We start from the raw sequence: 23,994 nt of genomic DNA on the forward strand, positions 1-23,994 counted from the left end.
GGCCTGATGTCATGTTGATCACCTGCCCCTATTGCGGCCCGCGCGACGTCTCGGAATTCGCCTATCAGGGCGACGGCAACCGCACCCGCCCCGATCCTGCTTCGACCGATCCCGAGGCGTGGAACGCCTACGTCTATGACCGTCTGAACCCGGCGGGCCTCCACAACGAGATCTGGCAGCATGCCGGCGGCTGCCGCGCCCATCTCGCTGTCGTCCGCGACACGCTTACCCACGAAATCTCAAGCGTGCGCTTTGCACGTGAGCATGGCGCGCCCGCGCATGGTCGCCGCAAGCCAGGAGCCAAGGCATGAGCCCGCGCCGCACACCCTCGGGCGGCCGTATCGACAGGCTGCGCACCATCCGCTTTATCTTCGATGGCACGGCCTATACCGGCCACCAGGGCGACACGCTGGCCTCGGCTCTGCTTGCCAATGGCGTTTCGCTGTTTGGCCGCTCATTCAAGTACCACCGCCCGCGCGGGGTGCTGACCGCTGGCGTCGATGAGCCGAACGCCCTGGTGACGGTGCTGCGCGGCGAGGTCCGCGAGCCGAACATTCCCGCGACGATGGTCGAGATCCATGACGGCCTCACCGCCGTCAGCCAGAACCGCTTTCCCTCGCTCGCCTACGACGTCAGCGCCATCAACCAGCTCGGTGGCAAGTTCATCTCCGCCGGCTTCTACTACAAGACCTTCATGGGTCCGCTGATCGGCCCGCTCAAGGGCACCCGCTTCTGGATGCTCTGCGAAAAGATCATCCGCCGCGCCGCCGGCCTCGGCCGCGCCGGCCACGCGCCCGATCCGTCGCGCTATGAGCGCATGAACGCCTTCTGCGACGTGCTTGTCGTCGGCTCCGGGCCCGCCGGCCTTGCCGCCGCCCTCGAGGCTGCCCAGTCGGGCGCCCGGGTCATCTTGGCTGAGCTCGATCCATGCTTCGGCGGCTCGGCCAACTGGTCGGGCGAGAAGATCGATGGCGAGCCCGCCGCAACCTGGGCCTCCGACGTCGTCGGCGAGCTCAAGGCCCACGGCAATGTCCGCCTGCTCAAGCGCACCACAGTCTGGGGCTACTATGACGGCAATACGCTTGCCGCCATCGAGCGTGTCGGCGACCACAAGGATGCGCCCGCCAGGGGCGCGCCGCGCCACCGCCACTGGACCATCCGGGCAAAAAGCGTCGTGCTCGCCACCGGCGCCTTCGAACGGCCGCTGGTTTTCCCCGGCAACGACCGGCCGGGCGTGATGATGGCCAGCGCCGCGATGCGCTATGCCAATCAGTACGGCGTGCTGCCGGGCGAGAAGATCGCCGTTCTGGCCAACAACGACAGCGCCTATCGCGCAGCCGTAGCGCTCGCCAAGGCTGGAGCCAGGATCGTCGCCATCGCCGACCTGCGCCCCGACGTCTCCGCGGCCTGCCGCAAGCTTGCCACCGAGGCCGGCGCTGAATTGTTGACCGGCCATGCAGTGATCGGCACCGAAGGCGGCAAGAAGCTGTCCGGCGTCAAGCTGGCCCCGTTCTCCGCCGCATCAGGTGTTTCCAAGGGCAACGCACGCGACATCGGCGCCGATTGCCTGGTCGTTTCGGGCGGCTGGTCGCCGACTATCCACCTCGCCAGCCAGGCCGGTGCGCGGCCGCTCTGGAGCGACGACCTGCAGGCCTTCCTGCCACCCGAAGCCGGCAAGGGCTGGATCGGCGCCGGCGCCTTCAACGGCACGTTCTCGACAGCCGAAGCCATCTCCGAGGGTTTCGCCGCCGGTCGCAAGGCTGCGGGCCAGCCGGCACTCGAAACCACCACCCTGCCCGACGTCGAACCCGCGCCGCTCGACCCCAACCCGGCGCCGGTCTTCGAGATCAAGGCCAAGGGCAAGGCCTTCGTCGACTTCCAGCACGACGTGACGGCCGACGATGTCCGCCTCGCCCACCTCGAAGGTTTCGTCTCGGTCGAGCATCTCAAGCGCTACACCACCCTCGGCATGGCGACCGACCAGGGCAAGGGCTCCAACGTGCCCGGCCTTGCCATCATGGCCGAAGCCCTGGGCAAGCCGATCCCCGAGGTCGGCACGACGCGCTTCCGCCCGCCATACGCACCCGTCTCCGTCGGCGCGCTTGCCGCCGAGCGCTTCGGCGACCTCAAGCCTGACCGGCTGACCCCGATGCATGACTGGCACCTGGAGAACGGCGCGACGATGTATTCGGCCGGCCTGTGGTTCCGCCCGATGATCTATGGCGGTCCCGGCGAGACGATCGAGCAGGCCTATGTCAGGGAAGCGGGAGCGACCCGCGAAACAGCCGGCATCGTCGACGTCTCGACGCTCGGCAAGATCGCCGTCCAGGGGCCGGATGCCGCCGAGTTCCTCGACCGCGTCTATTCCAACGTCTTTTCGACCTTGCCCGTCGGCAAGGCGCGCTACGGCCTGATGCTGCGCGAGGACGGCCTAGTCTTCGACGACGGCACCACCTGGCGGCTCGGCGAGCACGATTTCCTGATGACCACGACCACAGCCAATGCCGGCAAGGTCATGCAGCATCTCGAATATTTTCTCGATGTCGTCTGGCCTGACCTCAAGGTGCACCTCACCTCCGTCACCGACCAGTGGGCTGGTGCGGCGATCGGCGGACCGAGGGCGCGCGAAATCCTCGCCTCCTGTGTCACCGGCACCAGGGTCGACAACGAGGCCCTGCCCTTCATGGGCATTGTCCATGGTGAGATCGCAGGCGCGCCAGTCATGATCTGCCGGCTCTCCTTCTCCGGCGAGATGGCCTTCGAGGTCTATTCCGGCGCCGGCCACGGCACCCATGTCTGGGAAGCGCTGATCGAGGCCGGCAAGCCTTTTGGCATGGTTCCCTATGGGCTCGAGGCCCTGGGCACGATGCGCATCGAAAAAGGCCACGTCACCGGTGCCGAGATCGACGGCCGCACCTCGGCGCGCGACCTCCATCTCGGCTGGATGCTGTCCAAGAAAAAGCCCTTCATCGGCTCGGCCATGATGGACCGCGAGGGACTTTCCGCCTCGGGCAGGCTCGAACTCGTCGGCCTGATTTCACTCGACAACCGCCCGCTCAGCGGCGGCGCGCACATCGTTGAAGAGGTCGATACCGCCAATCCGCACGGATCGCTCGGCCATATCACCGCCGCCTGCTTCTCGCCGGCGCTCGGCAAGTACATAGCACTTGCGCTGGTCTCGGGCGGCAAGGCGCGCCATGGCAAGCGTGCTCACGTTTCCGACCCGTTGCGCAACCGCTTCGGCCCGGTGGAAATCGTCAGCCACCACTTCTTCGATCCTGAAGGGAAGCGCATGCATGGTTGAGCAGCTTTCACCGCTCGAACCGGTATTCCGGCCCGGCTCGCATGGCAATTTCGTCGATGGCGTCGGCGTAACCTTGTCCGAGATCGCACCCGGCTCGATTGTCCAGCTTGCCGCCTGGCCGGGCGAGGAGAAAAAGCTGATGGCAACGATCGGTTCCGTCACCGGCCTCAAGCTGGCCGACGGTGCGGGCACCGGCGCGTCGTCCGAGCGCTATACTGCCTTCGGATTTGCCCCCGGAAAGTTCCTGGTATCAGACGCTTCGGAAGGACTTGCCACAGCCTTTGCCGGCAAGGTCACCGCGGCGATCGGCACGATCACCGACCTGTCGCATGGACGCACGGCGATCCGAATTGGCGGCCCGAAATCGGAATGGGTGCTGGCAAAGCTTTTTGCCGTCGACTTTGCTTTGGCCGCCTTTCCCCAGGGTTCCGGCATCTCGACCACCCACCACGACGTCTTCACCCAGATCCAGCGCAGCGGCCCCGACAGCTTCGACCTCTATGTCTTCCGCTCCTTCGCCCGCTCGTTCTGGAAGATGCTGTGCCATGCATCTGATGAAGTCGGCTACGAGGTCAGGTGACGCCGGCTGAGGGCGCGCCCCAGGCGGCATTCTGCAGCACGACGCGGTAGCCGTCGCCGTCCTCGAAGGTCACGCCGCGCCTGTCCCAATAGGGATTGAAGGACGGCACCGGCTGATGGCCATGCGCCTTCATGCGCGCGATCGCCGCCTGCCAGTCGTCGGCGTCGGGCAAATAGAACACGACGAGATTGTCTTTCGTCGGCGCCCTGCCGGCATCGTGGCCATGGGCGCGGGTGAACTCGAAATGATGTGCTTCGCCCGGCTTGCCGAGCATCACGCCATCGAAACCGTCGTGGTTTTCGAAGCGGGCGAGTTCGTCGAGGCCAAGGCCGTCGCGGTAGAAACGGACGATGGCCTCGAGATCGTTCGTGGGTCGCGCCACGCGCAGGACGACGTTCTGTTTCATGGTCACTCTCCCTGGGTCGAGCCTAACCTGCCTCAGCAGCACTTGCCCACTGGGTGACGACGAGCCCAACAGCGATCAGCACCAGACCGGCAACCCTGGCGAGACCGGCCGGGCGCTGCACGAACCCCATCAATCCGAAATGGTCGATGACGAGCGACGCCATCATCTGCCCGCCGATGACGGCAACGATGAAGCTCGCCGCCCCCATCTTCGGCGCGAGCAGCAGCGCCGCCGTGACATAGACAACGCCCGCGGCGCCGCCGATCCATATCCACCAGGGCCCGGAAGCAGCAGCAGTCGCGAAGGCAGGCACCGGCACCTTGAACGCCAGCATGACAGGCACGGCCAGGGCCACGCTGACGGCCAGCGAGACCATCGTGGCCCAGAGCGGATGGCCGAGCAGCCGCCCGAGCATGGCGTTGGCGCCGGCCTGAAACGGGATGGCGGCACCAGCGACCAGCGCTGCGGCGAGCAGGGATGAACCTAGATTCGGCATGACACGTCTCCTTGTTTTCCCAAGGCGTAGGACATCCGAAATTCTGATGGAAATTCACAATTCATACCCGCAATATGCACAAGATGAATAATCTTGCTGGCATCGACCTCAACCTCCTCGTCGTGCTCGACGCGCTTCTTGCGGAGCGCCATGTCTCGCGCGCCGCTGTCCGACTGAACAAGAGCCAGCCGGCGATCAGTCACGCGCTTGGCCGTCTCCGCCATCTGCTGGACGATCCGTTGCTGGTCCGCCACGGTGGCGCGCTTCAGCCGACAATGCGCGCCCTGGAAATTGCTCCCCGGCTCGCCGAGGCGCTGGAACGCATGCACGACCTGCTCGCCCCGAGCGGTTTCGACCCGGCCACCGCACACCGCAGCTTCCGCCTCGCAATGTCCGACTATGGCGCAACTGTCGTGCTGCCGCGCCTGCTACCGTTGTTGCGCCACCAGGCGCCAAGTATCGACCTCCATGTCAGCCAGGCCGGCCGTGAAGCCATGGCCGCACAGGTCATGGACGGGGAGCTCGACATCGCGATCGGCGTTTTCCAAACGCTCGACAAGGCCGTCCGGCGGCAGCGGCTGTTCGAGGAAGATTACGCCTGCCTGGCCGACGCCACGTCGCTAGGCGGAGCGGCCGGATTGGATCTTCCCGCCTATCTCGAACGGCCCCATGCACTCGTTGCCCTCCGCGCCGATGTCGAAAGCGAGGTCGACATGGCGTTGGCGGCTGCCGGGCACAAGCGGCGCATTGCGCTGGTGCTGCCGCATTGGGGCGTCGCCCCCGGGCTGGTCGCCGGAACCGACCTGGTGCTGACCATCGCGCGGCGCCTGCATCCGTCAGTGCCGGCAGCGGTCGGTCTCGCCGCCTTCGATCCGCCATTTGCGATACCATCGTTCGCCTTCGAGCAGATATGGCACCAGCGGCGCAACGGCGACACCGCGCATCAATGGCTGCGTGAGACGATTTCAGGCCTGTTCGAAGGCTGACGGCAGTTTCCGTAGCCGAAAAGGCGCCGATGAACTAAAATCGTTTGCCGCTTGAATGGCAGCTGCAAATCGGTATCGGCACCGCGTCATGGCCAGCAACGCGTTCCACTTCGATGAAGTTTGGGAAATCCCCGGAGCATTACCGCAACAGGTTTGGGACGTGCTCGCCGATGCGACGCTGCTGCCGAAATGGTGGGGCGATGTCTACAAGAACGTGGAAAAACTGACCTCCCATGACAAGCCGGCAGTCGGTGCCAAGGTCCGCGCGCGTGCCCGGGGTTTTCTGCCCTACGAGTTGAACTTCATCCTCGAAGCGGTTGAACTCGAGCCGGGCAAGGTCGTGGCGGTCAGGACCTCAGGCGATTTCGACGGCCTTTGGCGCGCCGTGCTCACGCCTGCAGGCACGGGCACGCATGTCGCGCTCACCTGGCAGGTCATCGTCGAGCGGCCGATCCTGCGCCTGCTGTCGCCGCTGCTCCGACCCGCCTTCGCCTGGAACCATCGCTGGACAACGCCGCGCGGCGAAGCCGGCCTGCGCCGTTATCTCGCCGAGCGAAAGGCCGGCAAAGCCTGATCGCCTTGTTCGACAGATATAGCCGCATCTCGGCGCGATCATTCCGCGTGGAAGGCGTCGACGAGAACGTAAGGCCGCCCCCACAACGCGGAAGCCACTTGCCTCGCCCAAGGGCTAGCGGCCCGACTGCCTGATCAATCCCTGCCGGCGCTGCTTGCGGCGCCGGCATTGTCCCGACTGACCTATTTCAGGAATTGCACCCACTCGTCGAGCGGCGCGCGGTCGGTGCGGAACGTGCTTTCCGGCTTGCTGGTGTCCTCGTGGCCCAGTGCCATGCCGCAGACCACGACCTCTTCTTCCGGAATGCCGAGCACCGGCCGGATCTGGCGGTGGTAGGGTGCGAACGCCGCCTGCGGGCAGGTGTGCAGCCCCCTCGCCCGCGCCGCGATCATGATGTTCTGCAGGAACATGCCATAGTCGATCCACGAGCCCTGGTTGAGCCGGCGGTCGATGGTGAAGATCATGCCGACGGGCGCATCGAAGAAGACGAAGTTGCGGTCATGCTGGGCCCGCATCCGATCGACGTCGCGGCGACCGATGCCGAGCGTGCTGTAGAGTCCGAAGCCATTGGCGCGGCGACGCCCGAGATAGGGCTCGAAGAACTGGTCGGGGTAATATTTGTACTCGTCCCAGACGGCCTTTTCTGCGCGCACGCCGGAATTCAGGATGGCGTCGCCGATGCCGCGCAGCGTCTCGCCCGAGGTCACATAGACCTTCCAGGGCTGCATGTTCGTGCCTGACGGCGCACGCGCGGCAACGTCGAGAATGTCTCTGATGACGCTGTCTTCGACTGGAGTCGGCAGGAAAGCGCGCACCGAACGCCGCGATACAATCGCTTCGTCGACGATTTCGGTGTCAGTCAGTTCGAGCGGCTTTTGCTCAGGTGCCAGCATTTACGGTCCCTTGGCTTCGATAGTGTTCGAAACGGCCCCCGCCTCCCGTGAGGCCAGCCTTTGCACCGTCGCCAAGAGTCCCGCAAGCAAAACTTGCTGGACCATGAAAAAGCCCTTGAAAATTTCACGAAGATACCATCTCATGAAATTCGTGGATGAAATTTCATGAAGGCCGGATCTTGAGCCGTAACGCTACCGCCTCATTGCGCAAGGAAAGCGACGTCGCCGGCGATGTGCTCGCCAACGACCTGCGCGCGTTGCGCAAGTCGCGCGGACTGACGCTGGCCGAGATCGCCCTCAAGCTTGGCCGCTCGGTGGGTTGGGTCAGCCAGGTCGAGCGCGGCCTGTCGACGCCCTCGATCGGCGATCTCAGGGCCTTTGCCGAACTGTTCGGCGTGCCGATCAGCCTGTTCTTTGCGCATGAAGCCCCTGTTGAGGTCGAGCGTGGCGTCGTTGTCCGCTCCGGCCGGCGGCGTACGCTCGGCAGCAACGAATCCGGGCTGGTCGAAGAACTGTTGTCGCCCGACCTCGGTGGCAGCTTCGAGATGCTGCGCTCGATCTTCGCGCCGGGCGCCGGCATGGCCAAGCCGGTGACGCGCCCCACCGAAGAGGCAGGCTACGTCGTGTCGGGCGGCTTCGACATCGAGATCGACGGCACCTGGCACAGCCTGGGCGAAGGCGACAGTTTCCGCTTCGACCACAAGCCATTCCGGTGGCGAAACCCGGGTTCAGTGCCGGCAGTGGTCATCTGGGTCGTGGCACCGCCGGTCTACTGATCGCGTTTTGGGAGGAACACATGGCGGAATTGCCGAGCACGGCACGCGTGGTGATCATCGGTGGAGGCGCGGTTGGCGTTTCCTCGCTCTATCACCTCGCCAAGGCAGGCTGGACCGATTGCGTGCTGCTCGAAAAGAACGAGCTGACCTCAGGTTCGACCTGGCATGCCGCCGGCAACGTGCCCACCTTCTCCTCGTCCTGGTCGCTGATGAACATGCAGCGCTATTCGACCGAGCTCTATCGCGGGCTCGCGGCCGAGGTCGACTACCCGATGAACTACCACGTCACGGGCTCGATCCGCCTCGCCCACACCAGGGAGCGCATGCAGGAGTTCCAGCGCGCCAAGGGCATGGGCCGCTACCAGGGCATGGACATCGACGTCATCGGCCTCGACGAGATCAGGCGCCGCTACCCCTTCGTCGAGACACACGACTTGAAGGGCGCGCTCTACGATCCCAGCGACGGCGACATCGACCCGGCGCAGTTGACCCAGGCGCTGGCCAAGGGCGCGCGCGACATGGGCGCGAAGATCGTCCGTTTCTGCCCGGTGATTTCGGTCCATCGCGACAAGGACGAATGGGTGGTCTCGACCGAGCAGGGCGAGATCCGCTGCGAAAAAGTGGTCAACGCTGCAGGCTATCGCGCCGGCGAGGTCGGAAAGATGTTTGGCCGCGACGTGCCGATGATGGTGATGAGCCACCAGTACATCCTGTTCGACGAGATCCCCGAGCTCGCCGCATGGTCGCGGGAAGCAGGCAAGAAACTGCCGCTGCTGCGCGACGTCGACAGCTCCTACTATCTCCGCCAGGAGAAGAACGGCATGAATCTCGGCCCGTACGAGCGCAATTGCCGCGCTCATTGGGCAACGCCTGACGACCGGATGCCCGACGATTTCTCCTTCCAGCTCTATCCCGACGATCTCGAGCGGCTGGAATGGTATCTCGACGATGCCGTCCGCCGGGTGCCCATCCTTGGCACCGCCGGCCTGTCCAAGATCATCAACGGCCCCATCCCCTACGCGCCCGACGGCAACCCGATGATCGGCCCGATGCCCGGCGTGCCCAACGCCTTCGAGGCCTGCGTCTTCACCTTCGGCATCGCCCAGGCCGGCGGCGCCGGCAAGGTGCTGGCCGAGTGGGTCACCCAGGGCGAAACCGAGTGGGACATGTGGTCCTGCGACCCGCGCCGTTTCACTTCGTTTGCCTCAGCGCCCGACTACGCTGTCGCCAAGGGCATGGAGGTCTACGGCCACGAATACGCCATCCACTTCCCGCGCCACGCCTGGCCGGCGGCGCGTAACCGCAAGCTCTCGCCCATCCACGACCGTATCGCCGCCCTCGGCGCGCAGTTCAACGCCTATAATGGCTGGGAGCGCGCCACCTGGTATGCCCGGCCCGGCGACGACACCTCGGAACAATCGACCCAGACCTTCGCCCGTTCCGGCCCCTGGGAGCAGCGCATCCGCGAGGAATGCCTCGCCGTCCGCGATGCCGCCGGCATCCTCGACCTGCCCGGCTTCTCGCGTTTCAACCTCGACGGCCCAGGTGCTGCCGCATGGCTTGAGACGCAAGTCACCGGCACGGTGCCCAAGGTCGGCCGCATCGGGCTGTGCTATTTCGCCGACGATCACGGCCGCATCGTCACTGAGATGTCGGTGGTCCGCCATTCCGAAGACCTGATGACGTTGATAACCGCCGCCGTCGCCCAATGGCACGACTTCGAATGGCTGAAGTCGCACATGCCTGCCGACGCCACCTTCAAGCTCATCGACCGCACCGAGGAATATTCGACGCAAATCCTCGCCGGACCCAATGCGCGGAAGATCCTGGCCGCAGTCTGCGAGGCAGACCTCTCGGCACCCTGGCTGACGCATCAGGAAACCGACATCGCCGGACGCTGGGCCAAGCTGGTGCGCGTGTCCTTCGCCGGCGAGCTCGGCTGGGAAATCCACACCAGGGTTGCCGACACAAAGACGGTATTCGACGCGGTCTGGGCCGCCGGCCAGGCACATGGCCTGAAACCCTTCGGCATGTTCGCGCTGGACAGCCTGCGGCTGGAAAAAGGCTACCGCGCCTGGAAGGGCGACCTTTCAACCGACTACACCATCCTGCAGGGCGGGCTCGAACGCTTCGTCAAATGGGACAAGCCCGACTTCCGCGGCAAGGCAGCCTTGCTCAGCGAAAAGCAGCAGGGCGTTTCGAAGCGTTTCGTCACGCTTGTCATCGACAATCCGGGCGAATGCGACGCGCCCTATATGTCGACGCTCTGGCACAATGGCCAGATTGTCGGTGAGACCACGTCAGGAGGCTGGGGCCACAGGGTGGACAAATCGATCGCGCTGGGCATGCTGCGTGCCGATCTGGCCGTGCCGGGCGCACCCATCGAAGTCGAGATTTTCGGGGAGCGCTTCAGCGCCACGGTCCAGCAGGATAGACCCTTGTGGGATCCCGAAAACGAAAGGCTGCGCTCCTAATGACACCTCCCTTTTCCAATCGAGGCTTTGGCGCCTTCATGTTCGACATGGACGGCACCATCCTGAGCTCGATCGCCTCGACTGAACGCGTCTGGACCGCCTGGGCGATCAAGCATGGCCTCGACGTGGAGAGCTTCCTGCCGACCATCCATGGCGTCCGGGCGTTCGAAACCATTTCCAGACTGAACCTTCCCGGCATCGACCTGATGACCGAGATCGAGGAGCTGACCCAGGCCGAATTCGACGACGTCGAGGGCATCGAACCCATTCATGGCGCAGCACACTTCCTCAACGCCCTGCCGGTCGAGCGCTGGGCGATCGTGACCTCGGCACCGCGCCGGCTGGCGCTCCGCAGGCTCGAAGCCGCCGGCTTGCCTGTCCCTCCAATCATGGTCACCGGCGAGGACGTCGCCAACGGCAAGCCTGCTCCCGACTGCTTCCTGCTCGGCGCCCAGCGGCTTGGCCACAAGGCGGAGGACTGCCTGGTGTTCGAGGATGCGCCGGCCGGCATTCGCGCGGCGCAGGCTGCTGGCGCGCATGTGCTGGTCATTACCGCCACGCACAACCATGCCGGCGGCACCCCGCACCCTTCGGTTCCTGGCTACGGGTCGCTTACGCCCCGGCTCGACGGCGCCAGCAGGCTGACGCTCGCCCGCCTGGCGGCCTTGCAGGAAGCGGGAGCCTGAGATGCCGAAACCATCCTCCCGCATCTCCGGCATCGTTCCCTCGGGCAAGGACGGCTGGGAAGTGCATTTCGCCGCCATGACGCGAAAGCAGGCCGGCGAAGACATCATCATGCTGTCGGTCGGCGACCACGACTTCGACACGCCGGCTGAAACTGTCGAGGCCTGCGTCGACGCCGTGCGCGCTGGCTTCCACCACTACACGCAACTGCCCGGCCTGCCGCGTCTGCGTGCCGCCATGGCCAGGATCTCCACGCGCTGCACCGGCGTCGACACCGCACTTTCCGAAATCATCGCCACGCCGGGCGGCCAGGCGGCGCTCTACGCCGCGGTCCAGGCAACGCATGATCCGGGCGACCACGCCGTGGTCGTGGCGCCCTATTATGCCACCTACCCCGGTACGTTCCGCGCCGCCGGTGCCAGCTACACCGTCGTCGAGGCCCACGCCGCCGACGGCTTCCAGCCGCGTGCCGCGGAGATCGAGAAGGCACTGAAGCCCAACACGCGCTCGATCCTGATCAACACGCCCAACAACCCGACCGGGGCTGTCTATTCCAGGAAATGCCTGGAGGAGATCGCCGAGCTCTGCATCCGCCGCGATCTCTGGCTGCTCTCCGACGAGGTCTACTGGACGCTCGGCGGCGGCGAGCATGTGTCGCCGCGGGCTCTGCCCGGCATGGCCGAGCGCACGCTCATCATCAACTCGATGTCCAAGAGCCACGGCATGACCGGCTGGCGCATCGGCTGGCTCACTGCCCCCGCCGATCTCATCTCGCTGGTCATCAACCTCAACCTCGTCACCACCTATGGCCTGACCGACTTCGTCAGCCGCGCGGCGATCGAGGCGCTCGAAAACGATTTCGGCGTCGAGCAGATAGCAAGCACCTATGCCGGCCGCCGCACGCTGTTCATCGACCAGATGCGCGGGCTGAACAACGTCACCGTGCGCGGCTCGGAAGGCGGCATGTATGTCATGCTCGATGTCAGCGCCATCGAGCCCGACTGCGAAAAATTCGCCTGGGACCTGCTCGAGGCGGAAAAGGTCGCGGTCATGCCGGGTGTCAGCTTCGGTGACGCTGCCGCAGGCCACATCCGCATCAGCCTGTGCCAGCCCGACGACGTGTTGAGGGAGGCCGCCGGCCGCCTGAGGCGCTTCGCCAACAGCTACGAGAGAACAGCCGCATGACCGAAATCCCCGCCCGTGCCCGCGCCGTCATCATCGGCGGCGGGGTGTCAGGCTGCTCTGTCGCCTACCATCTGGCGAAGCTCGGCTGGACCGACATCGTGCTTCTGGAGCGCAAGCAGCTCACATCAGGCACGACATGGCACGCGGCGGGATTGATCGGGCAGCTGCGCGCCTCGCAGAACATGACAAGGCTGGCGAAATACTCCGCCGATCTCTACGTCAAGCTCGAGGAAGAGACGGGCGTCGCCACCGGCATGCGCCAGGTCGGCTCGATCACTGTGGCTCTGACCGAGGAGCGCAAGCACGAGATCTACCGCCAGGCGTCGCTGGCGCGCGCCTTCAATGTCGACGTGCGCGAGATTTCGCCAAATGAAGTCAAGGAGATGTACCCGCATCTCAATGTGTCCGACGTGGTCGGCGCCGTGCACCTGCCGCTCGACGGCCAGTGCGATCCGGCCAACATCGCCATGGCCTTGGCCAAGGGAGCACGCCAGCGCGGCGCCAGGATCATCGAAAACGTCAAGGTCACCAAGGTCCATACCAAGGACGGCCGCGTCTCCGGCGTGTCATGGGCGCAAGGCGGCGAACAGGGGACCATCGAGACCGACATCGTCGTCAACTGCGCCGGCATGTGGGCGCGCGAGCTTGGCGCCCGGAACGGCGTTACCATCCCGCTGCACGCCTGCGAGCATTTCTACCTCGTCACGGAGGCTGTTCCCGGCCTCGGCCGCCTGCCGGTGCTGCGCGTGCCCGACGAGTGCGCTTACTACAAGGAAGACGCCGGCAAGATGATGCTCGGCGCCTTCGAGCCGGTCGCAAAACCCTGGGGCATGGACGGCATCCGCGAGGATTTCTGTTTCGACCAGTTGCCCGAGGACATGGACCATTTCGCGCCGATCCTGGAAATGGGCGTCAACCGGATGCCGATGCTGGAAACCGCTGGCATCCACACCTTCTTCAACGGCCCCGAGAGCTTCACCCCCGACGACCGCTATTATCTCGGCGAGGCGCCTGAAGTCGGTGGCTACTGGGTCGCCGCCGGCTACAACTCCATCGGCATCGTCTCGTCAGGCGGCGCCGGCATGGCGCTGGCGCAGTGGATCCATGATAGCGAGGCGCCGTTCGACCTCTGGGAGGTCGATATCCGCCGCGCCCAGCCGTTCCAGAAGAACCGCCGCTATCTCAAGGAGCGCGTCTCGGAGACGCTCGGCCTGCTCTATGCCGACCATTTCCCCTATCGCCAGATGGCGACATCGCGGAACATCAGGCGTTCGCCGCTGCACGAGCATCTGAAGGCGCGCGGCGCCGTGTTCGGCGAAGTCGCCGGCTGGGAGCGCGCCAACTGGTTTGCCCGCGAAGGTCAGGAACGCGAATACAGATACTCCTGGAAGCGGCAGAACTGGTTCGACAACCAGCGCGACGAGCATCTCGCCGTCCGCAACGGCGTCGGCCTGTTCGACATGACCTCTTTCGGCAAGATCAGGATCGAAGGCCGCGATGCGCTGGCCTATCTGCAGCGCCTCTGTGCCAACGACATGGACGTTGAACCAGGAAAAATCGTCTACACCCAGATGCTCAACGAGCGCGGCGGTATCGAGAGCGACCTGACGGTCACGCGTCTTTCGCCAACGGCCTTCCTGGCAGTCGTGCCCGGCGCCACGCTCCAGCGCGACCTCGCCTGGTTCCGCAAGCATCTCAACGACGAATTCGTCGTAATCACTGATGTAACCGCAGCAGAATCGGCGCTCTGCCTGATGGGTCCGAAGTCGCGTGAGCTGATCCAGAAGGTCAGCCCCAACGATTTCTCCAATGAAAACAACCCATTCGGCAGCTGGCAGGAAGTCGAGATCGGCATGGGCCTCGCACGTGCCCATCGCGTCACCTATGTCGGCGAACTCGGCTGGGAGCTTTATGTGTCGACCGACCAGGCGGCGCATGTATTCGAAGCGATCGAGGAAGCCGGCGCCGATCTCAGCCTGAAACTGTGCGGCTTGCACACGCTCGATTCCTGCCGCATCGAAAAGGCTTTTCGGCACTTCGGCCACGACATCACCGACGAGGACCATGTGCTGGAAGCCGGGCTCGGTTTTGCGGTGAAATCGGGCAAGGGCGAATTCATCGGCCGCGATGCGGTGCTGCGCAAGCGCGACGCCGGTCTCGCCCGCCGGCTGGTCCAGTTCCGGCTCACCAACGCTGAGCCATTGCTCTTCCACAATGAAGCTATCGTGCGCGACGGCGAGATCGTCGGCACGATCACATCAGGCAATTATGGCCATCATCTTGGCGGCGCCATCGGTCTCGGCTACGTGCCATGCGCCAACGAGACCGAGGCGGACGTGCTCGGTTCCCGCTACGAGATCGAGATCGCCGGCGAGCGTTTCGCGGCAGAGGCATCTCTGAAGCCGATGTACGATCCCAAGGCCGAACGCGTGCGCATGTAGGCGCCCCTTACAAAATCGCCCGTGCTGACATATTCAGTCGGAGGCGAATTTCATGCGGCGAGGCCGGGCAGTGACGAAAAAACAGCGACGCGTCTGGTGGGGCGACTTCAAGGCGGCCGATTTCACCGCTCTCGATCCGGAAGCGACGATCGCCGTCATCCCAGTCGCGGCCATCGAACAGCACGGCCCGCATCTGCCTGTGTCCACCGATCTCGCCATCATGGAAGGCATGCTGGCCGAGACCTTCGCCCGCCTGCCCGACGATCTCGATGCCCGCTTCCTGCCGATCCAGGCAGTCGGCAAGTCCGACGAGCACATCCAGACACCCGGCACGCTCAGCCTGCCCGCCAACATGCTGGTCGACGCCTGGACCGAACTCGGCGCCTCGATCGCCCGCGCCGGCATCCGCAAGTTCGTGTTCGTCACCTCGCATGGCGGCAACGAAGAGGTGATGGGCATCGTCTCGCGCGAATTGCGCGTGCATTTCGGTGCCCTGTCGGTGCGCTCGAGCTGGGGCCGCTTCGGCACGCCCGACGGCCTCTATTCTGCCCGCGAAATCCAGCTCGGCATCCACGGCGGCGATGTCGAGACGTCGCTGATGCTGCACTTCCGCCCTGAACTGGTCGACATGGCCAGGGCCCAGGACTTTGCCTCCAGCTTCGAGCGTACCGAGGCCGAATTCGACCTGCTGCGCTCGCATGGCCCACATGGCTTCTCGTGGATCGCGAGCGACCTCAACCCGCACGGCGTGGTCGGCAATGCCGCTATTGCGACGGTGGAAAAAGGCCGCCTGACCGCGGCGCATCAGGCCCAGGGCTTCATCCAGTTGTTGCAAGACATCCGCAAGGCCAAGCTGGCCGAGTGGCTGGCGTAGCGCGTCCTTTGAGGCTCGCCCAGCGAGGACAGCGGCTCAACGACAACGTCGTGCAGGCTCGCACTTCAGGATGAGGACCGGCAGCGCCAGGCCACCATTCGCCCGGGACGGTGACCGTTCCCAGCGCAGCTAAACTTCAGCTTTGACTGCAGTTGTGGGACGACGCACGACAGCCCTCATCTTGAGGTGCGAGCCCGCACAACCTGCACCTGTCGCGCGCAGTGATCGGCGGGCGAGCCTCGAAGGCCGCACGACCGGCCAGGCTGACCCTCGCTGCTCTAAAGCTCCAGCCCGAACGGCACGCCCTCGAAACAGTCGGCGCCACGCCCAATCGCAGCGATAGCAGCGACCATCCGCCCGTTGCGTCCCAGAATCTGGTCTGCCACCGCAATCAGCCGTGGATTGGGCGTCGCCGTCGGGGAAAGCCTCCGCAACAGCAGGGCAAGCTCCGTCTCGTCGCGCGACGGATCGAATGCCGCCGCTATGATGTAGGCGGACGCCGTCGACCTGCTCACGCCAGCCCAGCAATTGATCGCCAGCGGCCGCGAGCGGTCCCAGGCACGGGCGAAGTCCAGCAGCTGCCGCACATGCGCCTCGCCAGGCAGTGTCATGCCGTCTTGCGGGGCAGCGATGTCGTGCATGTTCATCAACAGATGGTTTTCGGCCCGGATGGCCACGGGCCGTACCATCTCGGTCCCAACCGACAGCAGCGAAATCAGGCGCTCGGCGCCAACACGCCGAACCGTATCTTCAATCCTGGAAAGCGGGCTGACGTAGATCAAGACACAGCTCCCTCGCCGACGGGCTGCCGGTCCTGCGCCCAGTCGCCAAGCGCAATGTCAAGCCGCCGCCACTCGATCTCGGTGCCCGGCAGGCCGCAGCGCAACTGCGTCGGCCGGTCGGCAAAGCTGCGCACCAGTATGCCCTCGCGCCCCAGCGCCTTGAACAGGCCGGCGGCGTCGGGGATGTCGACATGACGGAACAGCGACGTGCCACCGGTAACGATCACACCGGCGCGGGCAAAGGCCTGGTCGAGACGATGCGCGGCATGCGCCAGCGTTGTCCGCATCTCACGCTGCCAGTCCGCATCCGACAGTGCCTTGACGCCGTATTCGAGCGACGGCACGGCCACCGACCAAGGCCCCAGTTCCTCCTCCAGTCGACCGGCGATATCTGGGTGGGCCAGCGCGAAGCCGAGACGGATGCCGGCCAGCCCGTAGAACTTGCCGAAGGAGCGCAGCACCACGAGGCCACCCTGCTCGACGTCGCCGGCAAGGCTCTGCGCCTGCGGGCCGACATCCATGAACGCCTCGTCGACGACCAGCAGCCCGCCCTTGGCGCGCAGCTTCTCGGCAAGGCCGAGGAGGTCGGCACGGGAGACAACGCGACCGTCAGGATTGTTCGGATTGACCACCACCGCGAGGTCGGCTTCGGCAAGCCGCTCGAACGAGCGCACTTCCGCAACCTGGTGACCGGCGATCGCCGCCGCCCGCGCATGCTCCTGATAGGTCGGCCCGAGCACGAAGGCGCGGCCCGGCCGCACCAGCGAGGCGATGCGCGGCAGCAGAATCTGCGTGCCCGGCGCCGGCACCACATTGGCCGCCGAGGGTGCGCCATAGGCAGTGGCGGCAACCGCTGCGAGGTCGCGCGCCCGGCCCGGCTCGGGCAGGCGCGACAAGGCTGTGGCAGGCAGCTCGAAAAGCGGATAGGAGTTTGGATTAATCCCGGTCGACAGGTCGACGAATGGCTCGGGCGCTCCCGGAAACAGCGCCCTCGCCCGTTCCAGGCTGCCGCCGTGGTCCACGGTCCCTGTCCTACGTCCTGCAAGAAGCGTCATGTCTTTTCCGCTCGCCTTCCTGTCGCTTCTGTTCGAACTCGGTCTCGGTTACCCGGATCGGCTGGTGCGTGCCATCGGCCACCCGGTGATCTGGATCGGCAAGCTGATATCCTTTCTCGACGACCGCCTCAACCGCGCCACCGATACCGACGCCAGGCGCCGTTTTCTGGGCGTGGTTGCTCTTGCGGTCATCGTCACAGTGCCCGCCACAATCGCCTTCGCCATGGAGCGCCTTTTCGGTTTGCTGCCCTTCGGCATGCTCCTGACCGCCATCGCCGCTTCCAGCCTCGTCGCCCAGCGCAGCCTCGGCAGCCATGTGAAGGCGGTCGCCGACGCGCTCGACAGCGGCGGTATCATTGCCGGCCGCAAGGCGGTGTCGCAGATCGTCGGCCGCGACCCTGAGCGCCTCGACGAAGCAGGCGTCAGCCGCGCCGCCATCGAAAGCCTGGCCGAAAACTTCTCCGACGGCATCACCGCTCCCGCTTTCTGGCTCGCCGTCTTCGGCTTCGCCGGCGGTGCCGCCTACAAGGCCGCCAACACCGCCGATTCGATGATCGGTCATCGCACCAGCCGCCACCAAGCCTTTGGCCGGGCCGCCGCCCGTTTCGACGACCTCATCAACCTGCCGGCCTCGCGCCTGACCGCACTTGCCATCGTGCTCGCCGCGTTCCTCGTCCCTGGCGCCGACCCGCACAGCGCATGGCAGGCAGTCTGGCGCGATGCGAAAAAGCACCGCTCCCCCAATGCCGGCTGGCCGGAAGCGGCGATGGCCGGCGCTCTGGGCCTCGCCTTGGCCGGCCCGCGTGCCTATGGTGGCGTCATGGTCGACGACGCCCTCATGGGCGATGGCGGACGCCGTGAAGCTACTGCGGCCGATATCCGCGCCGCACTCCGGCTCTATTGGACGGCCGATGCGCTGATGGTCGGCACTCTCGGGCTGATCGCTTTCATCTTCTGGTTCTGACCGCCACAGGCGCTCAGAACTCGATACCCTTCTGCGCCTTCACGCCAGCTGCAAAATGGTGCTTGGTCGCGCCCATCTCGGTCACAAGATCGGCTGCCTCGACCAGCGCCGGCTTGGCGTTGCGGCCGGTGACGACGACATGCAGCCCCTCGCGACGGTTCTTCAACGTCGCGACGACTGCATCCAGATCGAGATAGTCATAGCGCAGCGCGATGTTGAGCTCGTCGAGCACGACAAGCGAAATTGTCGGGTCGGCCAGCAGTTCCTGTGCCTTTGCCCAGGCTGCTTCGGCAGCGGCGATGTCGCGCTTGATATCCTGCGTCTCCCAGGTGAATCCTTCACCCATCGTGTGCCAGACGGCACGATCGCCGAATGCGGCGAAAGCGTCCTGCTCGCCAGAATGCCAGGCGCCTTTGATGAACTGCACCACTCCGACCCGCTGACCGTAGCCGAGCATGCGCAACGCCAGACCAAAGGCCGCCGTCGACTTGCCCTTGCCGGGACCTGTGTTGACGACCAGCAGGCCCTTCTCGACGATGGTCTTGCCGGCGACCTCGGCATCCTGCACCGCCTTGCGCTTGGCCATCTTGGCGCGGTGGCGTTCGGCTTCCCGTTCGTCGATCGTCTTCATCATTTCACCTTCATCGGCAGGCCGGCGACCAGAAACAGCACCTCGCCGGCCACCGCCGCCACCTTCTGATTGAGCCTGCCGGCATCGTCACGAAAACGGCGGGCCAGTGCATTGTCGGGCACAATGCCGAGCCCGACCTCGTTGGAGACCACGAACCACGGCCCGCGCGGACGCGACAGCACCTCGACGAGCGCCGCACATTCGGCCTCGACGTCATGATCGGCCAGCAGATGATTGGTAAGCCAGAGTGTCAGGCAGTCGACCAGCACCGGTTCGCCATCGGGCACGCTGCCAAGCGCGCCCACCAGATCGAGTGGCGCGTCGAGCGTTCGCCAGCCCTCGCCGCGGCGGCCGCGATGGATCGAAATGCGCTCGCGCATCTCGTCGTCATAGGCCTGCGCCGTGGCGATATACGTCCACGGCGCAGGAAACTGCGTGATGAGCCGCTCGGCATGCGCGCTCTTGCCGGAGCGCGCGCCACCGAGCAGGAAGGTCAGCTTCTCAGGCAAGGCGGCCTTGCAGCGCTGGCGTCGCACCCATGAAGCGATTGCGCACCATGCCGACTGCCGCGCCAAGCACGATCCAGAACACCAGATTGGTGATGGTGACGGCGACGACGAAGCTGTGGTGCAGGTCGGCGGGGATCGGCGAGTCGTGGCTTTCGGGCTGCGGCGCACCAACGATGTGCGGCGCAACGATCAGCGCCACGCCAAGGATGGCGAGCGGCAGCGACTGCCGGAAGGCAATCAGCGCAAGACCCACAGCCGTTGCAACCACCGTCGAGCTCCACCAGATTTGGCGCGACACGAGATCGGCCGCCGGCATGGCCGGCAGTTCCGGTGGCAGGCCAAGGCCCGGCGCAAGCGTGAACACCGCAAAGCCGGCGAACCCCCAGAACACGCCCTGGCGCCAGTTGGCGATGCCACCGGCGAATTCGGAAACGGCGACAAGGATCAAGGCGAAAGCGATGCCACTGACGATGTTGGCCAGCGCCGAATAGGCAAAACGCTCGGCGCCGTCGGCGGGAGCCCAGGCCTCTGCCTCTTCTTCAGCGGGAGCCGCCGCGGGTGCCGCGGCTTCGGTGCCGGCTGCCGGCGTTGTGGCCTCGGTGCCAGCCGCTGGCGCAGCAGCGGCATGCTCATGGCCGCCGCCGGCATTCTCATATGTCTCCGCCTTGAAGATTAGTGGATCGGTTGCATAGGTCTGGAGTGCGGCAAGGACCACGCCGGCCAATAGGCCGCTGATCGCCGCGATGAACACGACGTTTCTGAAGATCGACATGATTGGATCGCCTTGGTTAGTGGCAGGGGAAAGCCATCGAGTGGCGATAGTCGTGGGCAGCGTTGTGCACCACGTCCATATGCGAGAACCCGAGGAAGCCAACAACAAAAAGGCCGAGCAGCGCGGCAAGTGCGAGCTGCATGCTACGCGACTGCGAAGAGACGTCGGTGCCGAGAGCAGAAACAGTGTTCATCGTAAGTCCTTTCGCCCTCCACCCGAGGGCACAGAGATAAGTGCCTGTCGCCGGCAGGTCTCCTGGCTTGCGGATCGACACCCTTCCCCGCCTTCCCGAAGCAAGCTTCAGTGGCATTTGGGGAGAGCTAGCCGCATACAGTTGCGGGGGCAGCCACGGCTTCGGGCCTCCAACAGGCCCTTACCGCATTCCCTCTTGATTCCGTAACGGAACCGACGACGCCGCAACTATAGAAACAAATGCATTGGGCGGCAAACCAAATTCCGACGCCAGACGGCGCGAATGCGGCGTTCTGGCGGTCAGCCGCGCGCAACGATTCGCTCGGCCACCAGATGCTGCAGCCGCCACAGATGCCGGTCGTGGATGGCCCGTTCTTCGAGGTTCTTGACCACATTGTAGAGGTAATCCGCCGCAGAACCCCAATGGCCGCAGGTCGTCGCCAGCCGCTCGACCACCTCGTCCTCGCCGAGCGCGCCGGCATAGGCGTGGCCTTGGCGGTTGATGACGAAGGCGAGCGCTGTCAATGGCCCCTCGTCGGTAGCGAGGTTCAGCCAGCGCGGCTTGTAGGTCGAGGGCTTCAGCGTCATCTCGCGGCGAAACAGCTTGTCGAGCTGCTCGCGCCGGTCGCCGTCCGTCAGCCTGAGCGCCACGCCCTTGCACTGGCCGCCGCGATCCATGCCCATCATCAGTCCGGGCTGTTCTTTCGTTGCGCGCCATCGGTTCATGCTGATGCAGAACGACCGGTGCCAGCCGCGCGCCAGCGCCACCCTTTCATCGGTGTGCTCCACCTCGGGCTTCCAGATCAGCGAACCGTAGGCGAACAGCCATAGCGGTCCATTGTCGGGATGCGCGGCAAGCGTCTCATCGATCATCGCCTCATAGTCGGCGTCGTCGAGATGCATGGCATCGGGATCAGGGCCCGTATCGGCAACCTCGCGATGGCAACGCGCCACCAGTTCTTCGGTCAGCGCCATCTTTCGTCCGGTCATCCCCGCCCCATCAATTGCTTAACCCTGTGCACGACAGACAGTTCTGCTCTCTTCCGCCCCGCTTCAACCATGATAGTGCTGCATGGGCGCTGCAACACCCGAAAACGCCGAAGCGAACAACCATGACGATGCAACCGAGCCCCGACCAGATAAAAGCCCCTTCGCGGCGTGTATCGGTCATCGACATCGCACGCGGCGTGGCCCTCATCGCCATGGCGATCTACCATTTCGCCTGGGACCTCGAATTCTTCGGCTATGCCGACCCGGGCATGACCGCCTATGGCAACTGGAAGCTGTTCGCGCGCTGCATCGCCTCGAGCTTCCTGTTCCTCGTCGGCGTCAGCCTGGTGCTGGCGCACGCCAAGGGCATCCGCTGGCCCGGCTATTTCAGGCGGCTCGCCATGGTGGCGGCTGCTGCGCTGGCGATCACCATCGCAACCTGGTTCGCCACGCCCGACACCTTCATCTTCTTCGGCATCCTGCACCATATCGCGCTCGCCAGCGTGCTTGGCCTCGCCTTCCTGCGCGTCCCGCCGGTGCTGACGCTAGTCGCCGCCGCTCTGGTGGTCGTAGCACCCCAGTACCTGCGCTCGGAGGCGTTCAATCACCCTGCACTGGTCTGGATCGGACTTTCCACCGCCAACCCACGCTCCAACGATTTCGTCCCGCTGTTTCCTTTCTTCGGCGCCGTATTGGCCGGCATCGGCGTCGCCGGACTCGCGCTCAGGGCAGGCCTGATCGAAAAAATGGCGCGGCTGCAGCCCGGCGCCTGGTCGCAGCCCCTCTCCTTCTTCGGTCGACACAGCCTTGCGTTCTACCTCATCCACCAGCCGTTGATGATCTCGCTGGTCTGGCTCTTCGCCCAGGTCTTTCCCGCTCCTGTCGAAACCCGCGAAGTCACCTTCCTCAAATCGTGCCAGGTTTCGTGCGAGCAGAGCCGCGACACCGATTTCTGCTCGCGCTACTGTGTCTGCATGCTCGACGAGCTGCAGAAGGATGATTCGTTCGATCGGCTCTATGCCACCGACCAGAGCCCCGAGCTCAGGGCGCATGTCGCGCAGACCGCCGCGATGTGCACGGCCAACACCGACAGCCAGACGATACCAGGAGGAGCGCAGTGACAGATCTCAACGCCGCCCCCAGCAGGGTGCCATGGCCGCCGATCCTCTACCTCGCCGCGATCGTGGTGGCGGCGGTTCTCGGGCTGCTCTATCCCTTGCCGTGGATCACCGAACCCCTGTCGGATCTGCTTTTTGCAGCCGGTTGGCTGGCGGTGGCCGGCGTCGTTGCGATCTATTATTCGGCCATGCAGACGCTGAAGCGCGCCAAGACCACCATCCGCCCCGACCGGCCGTCCGAACATCTGGTGACGTCGGGCGCCTTCTCCTTCACCCGCAACCCGATCTATTTCGCCAACACGCTGCTGATGATCGCCATCGGCCTGATCACGGCGAATGTCTGGTTCCTGGCGTTGGCGCTCATTGCCGCCTTTGCCACGCAAAAGCTCGCCATCGTGCCAGAGGAAAAGCACCTGCAGGCCCGTTTCGGCAAGAAATACATCGATTATTCGAAGAAGGTCCGGCGCTGGATCTAACCCGTGACGGCGGTAGCTTCGCTTCGACGGAAACTGCTTGTTCCGTATATCGCGACGATCGCCACGGCGAATGCCAGCCACAAAATCAGGCCGATCCACTGATGCTGGACCGCATCGCTGCCCTCAAACACGCGCCCTAAAAACCGGACGCTGTTCTGGTGCGATGCGTGCATGAGGATTGCCGGCAGCACGCTGCCCGCGGAATTTTGATACAGCCACGTGAACACCACCGCCGCAGCCATGACGTGGAGCGCGCTGGAAATGCTGTAGTCATTCAGCAAAACCAGCGGCAAGTGCCAGGCCGTCCAGATCATCCCGAGCACAAGACTGGCATTCAGCGCCGCGCGCTCGCCCAGCAACGCGGGCAGTGCAAATCCCCGCCATCCTGGTTCCTCGCCAAGCGGACCGCTGAAAACCAGCAGCAGCGCCACCATGACGGCGATTTCCGCAATCGCAGGCACGTTCGCCCAATTTGGTGGGGCAGAGCCGAACAAAGGGTTCAGCCAGATCGCGAGCAGTTGCACCGCCACCGGCATGCCAATCGCCACGAGGTACCACACTGGTGGCACCCGCCATTTCGCCACCGAGGCAAGCAGGGCTCGAACCTTCGGCCAGCCGCCCAGGATGGCCGAAATGACAATGGCCGCGACGAACGGCCCGAATGTGAACCAGGCGATGGCTTCGCCGCCAGCCTGATAAAACGGGATAAAAACGATCCAGGTGATCGCGAATGTCAGCACCACGAAACTTACGACCGGCCAGTCGCGAACCATCCTGATGAGCATCGAAAGCCACTCCCGAGGGGCAGCCAACCATACCACAATGCAGCTAT

General features: G+C 65.0%; 25 protein-coding genes and 1 riboswitch. Of the genes, 14 read left to right on the plus strand and 11 right to left on the minus strand.

What is annotated here, in order from left to right:
• Positions 1–11 precede the first annotated feature (11 nt).
• Genes J1C56_RS10750 through soxG form a run of 3 tightly spaced genes read left to right on the plus strand, consistent with a single transcriptional unit; the run spans position 12 to position 3,884 of the window.
• Entirely contained in the window at positions 12–311 is a 300-nt protein-coding gene (locus J1C56_RS10750) for a sarcosine oxidase subunit delta (RefSeq protein ID WP_214388861.1), read from the plus strand.
• A complete protein-coding gene (locus J1C56_RS10755; protein ID WP_214388863.1) occupies positions 308–3,304 on the plus strand; it encodes a sarcosine oxidase subunit alpha in 2,997 nt (998 codons plus the stop codon). The genes J1C56_RS10750 and J1C56_RS10755 overlap by 4 nt, the downstream gene beginning before the upstream one ends.
• The gene (gene soxG / locus J1C56_RS10760) at positions 3,297–3,884 is read left to right on the plus strand and encodes a sarcosine oxidase subunit gamma family protein (RefSeq protein ID WP_214388865.1); all 588 of its coding nucleotides are present in this window, start codon (positions 3,297–3,299) and stop codon (positions 3,882–3,884) included. The genes J1C56_RS10755 and soxG overlap by 8 nt, the downstream gene beginning before the upstream one ends.
• On the opposite strand, the gene J1C56_RS10765 is transcribed toward soxG, so the two are convergent.
• Both J1C56_RS10765 and J1C56_RS10770 read right to left on the minus strand, forming a co-directional pair.
• Positions 3,877–4,290 (minus strand): VOC family protein, encoded by a 414-nt coding sequence (locus J1C56_RS10765; RefSeq protein WP_214388867.1) that lies wholly within the window; start codon positions 4,288–4,290, stop codon positions 3,877–3,879. The genes soxG and J1C56_RS10765 overlap by 8 nt on opposite strands.
• Positions 4,291–4,312: 22 nt before the next feature.
• Positions 4,313–4,786 carry a DMT family transporter gene (locus J1C56_RS10770; RefSeq protein WP_214388869.1) on the minus strand — a complete coding sequence of 158 codons (474 nt, stop codon included), beginning with the start codon at positions 4,784–4,786 and terminating at the stop codon, positions 4,313–4,315.
• 83 nt (positions 4,787–4,869) lie between these two features.
• Here J1C56_RS10770 and J1C56_RS10775 point away from each other — a divergent pair, with 83 nt between their 5' ends.
• Both J1C56_RS10775 and J1C56_RS10780 read left to right on the plus strand, forming a co-directional pair.
• A complete protein-coding gene (locus tag J1C56_RS10775; protein ID WP_214388871.1) occupies positions 4,870–5,772 on the plus strand; it encodes a LysR family transcriptional regulator in 903 nt (300 codons plus the stop codon).
• 88 nt (positions 5,773–5,860) lie between these two features.
• A complete protein-coding gene (locus tag J1C56_RS10780) occupies positions 5,861–6,346 on the plus strand; it encodes an SRPBCC family protein (protein ID WP_214388872.1) in 486 nt (161 codons plus the stop codon).
• Positions 6,347–6,528: 182 nt separating this feature from the next.
• Here the strand turns inward: J1C56_RS10780 and J1C56_RS10785 are convergent, their stop codons facing one another.
• Entirely contained in the window at positions 6,529–7,239 is a 711-nt protein-coding gene (locus J1C56_RS10785) for a nitroreductase (protein WP_214388874.1), read from the minus strand.
• Between the two features lie 233 nt (positions 7,240–7,472).
• Between J1C56_RS10785 and J1C56_RS10790 the strand changes: the two genes are divergently transcribed.
• The 6 genes from J1C56_RS10790 (at position 7,473) to J1C56_RS10815 (ending at position 15,673) form a co-directional block, all read left to right on the plus strand.
• A complete protein-coding gene (locus J1C56_RS10790; protein WP_214390207.1) occupies positions 7,473–8,015 on the plus strand; it encodes a helix-turn-helix domain-containing protein in 543 nt (180 codons plus the stop codon).
• Positions 8,016–8,035: 20 nt separating this feature from the next.
• Complete coding sequence (locus J1C56_RS10795) at positions 8,036–10,489, plus strand: GcvT family protein (protein ID WP_214388882.1); 2,454 nt, start codon at positions 8,036–8,038, stop codon at positions 10,487–10,489.
• On the plus strand, positions 10,489–11,175 hold the full coding sequence (locus J1C56_RS10800) for an HAD-IA family hydrolase (protein ID WP_214388884.1): 687 nt from the start codon (positions 10,489–10,491) through the stop codon (positions 11,173–11,175). The genes J1C56_RS10795 and J1C56_RS10800 overlap by 1 nt, the downstream gene beginning before the upstream one ends.
• Before the next feature lies 1 nt (position 11,176).
• Entirely contained in the window at positions 11,177–12,358 is a 1,182-nt protein-coding gene (locus J1C56_RS10805; protein ID WP_214388886.1) for a pyridoxal phosphate-dependent aminotransferase, read from the plus strand.
• Positions 12,355–14,799, plus strand: a complete 2,445-nt coding sequence (locus tag J1C56_RS10810; protein ID WP_214388888.1) for a GcvT family protein — start codon at positions 12,355–12,357, stop codon at positions 14,797–14,799. Before J1C56_RS10805 ends, J1C56_RS10810 begins: the two co-directional genes overlap by 4 nt.
• A gap of 70 nt (positions 14,800–14,869) precedes the next feature.
• Complete coding sequence (locus J1C56_RS10815; protein ID WP_214388890.1) at positions 14,870–15,673, plus strand: creatininase family protein; 804 nt, start codon at positions 14,870–14,872, stop codon at positions 15,671–15,673.
• A gap of 278 nt (positions 15,674–15,951) precedes the next feature.
• On the opposite strand, the gene J1C56_RS10820 is transcribed toward J1C56_RS10815, so the two are convergent.
• Positions 15,952–16,455: a tyrosine phosphatase family protein gene (locus tag J1C56_RS10820; RefSeq protein ID WP_214388892.1), complete on the minus strand. Its 504-nt coding sequence runs from the start codon at positions 16,453–16,455 to the stop codon at positions 15,952–15,954.
• On the minus strand, positions 16,452–17,510 hold the full coding sequence (cobD, locus tag J1C56_RS10825) for a threonine-phosphate decarboxylase CobD (protein ID WP_214388894.1): 1,059 nt from the start codon (positions 17,508–17,510) through the stop codon (positions 16,452–16,454). Before cobD ends, J1C56_RS10820 begins: the two co-directional genes overlap by 4 nt.
• Between cobD and cbiB the strand changes: the two genes are divergently transcribed.
• A complete protein-coding gene (cbiB, locus tag J1C56_RS10830) occupies positions 17,509–18,474 on the plus strand; it encodes an adenosylcobinamide-phosphate synthase CbiB (RefSeq protein ID WP_214388895.1) in 966 nt (321 codons plus the stop codon). The two genes, cobD and cbiB, sit on opposite strands and share 2 nt — an antisense overlap.
• 13 nt (positions 18,475–18,487) lie before the next feature.
• Here the strand turns inward: cbiB and cobO are convergent, their stop codons facing one another.
• From cobO to J1C56_RS10855, 5 genes are all read right to left on the minus strand, one after another.
• Positions 18,488–19,105, minus strand: a complete 618-nt coding sequence (gene cobO, locus J1C56_RS10835) for a cob(I)yrinic acid a,c-diamide adenosyltransferase (RefSeq protein WP_214390209.1) — start codon at positions 19,103–19,105, stop codon at positions 18,488–18,490.
• Positions 19,105–19,614 carry a bifunctional adenosylcobinamide kinase/adenosylcobinamide-phosphate guanylyltransferase gene (gene cobU / locus J1C56_RS10840; protein WP_214388897.1) on the minus strand — a complete coding sequence of 170 codons (510 nt, stop codon included), beginning with the start codon at positions 19,612–19,614 and terminating at the stop codon, positions 19,105–19,107. The genes cobO and cobU overlap by 1 nt, the downstream gene beginning before the upstream one ends.
• The gene (locus tag J1C56_RS10845) at positions 19,607–20,386 is read right to left on the minus strand and encodes a CbtA family protein (RefSeq protein WP_214388899.1); all 780 of its coding nucleotides are present in this window, start codon (positions 20,384–20,386) and stop codon (positions 19,607–19,609) included. The genes cobU and J1C56_RS10845 overlap by 8 nt, the downstream gene beginning before the upstream one ends.
• A gap of 16 nt (positions 20,387–20,402) precedes the next feature.
• Positions 20,403–20,579, minus strand: a complete 177-nt coding sequence (locus J1C56_RS10850) for a CbtB domain-containing protein (protein ID WP_067960811.1) — start codon at positions 20,577–20,579, stop codon at positions 20,403–20,405.
• A 35-nt stretch (positions 20,580–20,614) separates the two neighbouring features.
• Positions 20,615–20,811: riboswitch (cobalamin riboswitch) on the minus strand.
• Positions 20,812–20,878: 67 nt separating this feature from the next.
• Positions 20,879–21,568 carry a gamma-glutamylcyclotransferase gene (locus J1C56_RS10855; protein ID WP_214388901.1) on the minus strand — a complete coding sequence of 230 codons (690 nt, stop codon included), beginning with the start codon at positions 21,566–21,568 and terminating at the stop codon, positions 20,879–20,881.
• A 122-nt stretch (positions 21,569–21,690) separates the two neighbouring features.
• Between J1C56_RS10855 and J1C56_RS10860 the strand changes: the two genes are divergently transcribed.
• Together J1C56_RS10860 and J1C56_RS10865 are read left to right on the plus strand one after the other, a co-directional pair.
• Positions 21,691–22,689, plus strand: coding sequence for an acetyltransferase domain-containing protein (locus tag J1C56_RS10860; protein WP_214388903.1), 999 nt, complete (start codon positions 21,691–21,693; stop codon positions 22,687–22,689).
• Complete coding sequence (locus J1C56_RS10865; RefSeq protein ID WP_214388905.1) at positions 22,686–23,162, plus strand: methyltransferase family protein; 477 nt, start codon at positions 22,686–22,688, stop codon at positions 23,160–23,162. Before J1C56_RS10860 ends, J1C56_RS10865 begins: the two co-directional genes overlap by 4 nt.
• On the opposite strand, the gene J1C56_RS10870 is transcribed toward J1C56_RS10865, so the two are convergent.
• Positions 23,159–23,947: a CPBP family intramembrane glutamic endopeptidase gene (locus J1C56_RS10870; protein ID WP_246591309.1), complete on the minus strand. Its 789-nt coding sequence runs from the start codon at positions 23,945–23,947 to the stop codon at positions 23,159–23,161. The two genes, J1C56_RS10865 and J1C56_RS10870, sit on opposite strands and share 4 nt — an antisense overlap.
• Positions 23,948–23,994: the final 47 nt, after the last annotated feature.

It is taken from the genome of Aminobacter anthyllidis (assembly GCF_018555685.1).
Classification (GTDB): domain Bacteria; phylum Pseudomonadota; class Alphaproteobacteria; order Rhizobiales; family Rhizobiaceae; genus Aminobacter; species Aminobacter anthyllidis.